The 667-nt window shown below is 49.9% G+C and carries 1 protein-coding gene; it reads right to left on the bottom strand.

All coding sequences use genetic code 11. The features are described 5' to 3' along the window. Positions 1-635: glycoside hydrolase family 10 protein (locus C5S62_RS03730; RefSeq protein WP_145958212.1), on the bottom strand; the 635-nt coding region annotated here is incomplete at its 3' end. Between the last annotated feature and the right edge of the window lie 32 nt (positions 636-667).

Raw genomic sequence — 667 nt, 5'->3', positions numbered from 1 at the left:
CTGTTGAACCGGGCAAAAGTGTTGTCATCCGGAATGAGACGTCCCGCCGCCGGATAAGGATAAAAATAATCATCGATATGGAAGCCGTCCACATCGTAGCGACGCACGATGTCGGCAGCTATCTTGCAGATATACTCACGGTTTTCGGCCAATCCGGGATCAAAGATATAAAGACCGTCATACTCGAAGAAGCGGGCGGGGTTCTGCATATAGGGATGGTTCATAGCCAAAGCCGTGGTACCTTTCGTCTTGGCCCGAAAAGGATTGATCCATGCGTGAAGTTCCATGCCGCGCTTATGGCACTCGTCAACCATCCAGGCCAAAGGATCCCAGTAAGGAGCCGGAGCTTGCCCCTGACGGCCGGTGAGGAAGCGGCTCCACGGTTCATAGGGACTGGCATAAAAAGCATCGGCCTCGCCACGCACTTGAAAAATGATGGTGTTAACACCGCATTGTTGCAAGGCATTGAGCTGTCCGGTCAGATTGGCCTGCATTTGGTCGCGGCTCATTCCCTGAAACTGTCCATTGATAAATTGTATCCATGCACCGCGAAACTCACGCTTGGGAGCCGATTGGGCGTCTGCCGTGATTGTAGAGAGGCAAAAAGCCAAGAAAAAAAGTAAAAAATGACGCATTTTGCAATATTAAAATGTGATTTAGATATTTT

This window comes from Prevotella sp. MGM2, assembly GCF_002933955.1.
In the GTDB taxonomy this organism is placed as follows: domain Bacteria; phylum Bacteroidota; class Bacteroidia; order Bacteroidales; family Bacteroidaceae; genus Alloprevotella.
Note: the sequence above shows the minus strand (reverse complement) of the source record. Positions and strands in the feature narration are given on the sequence as shown.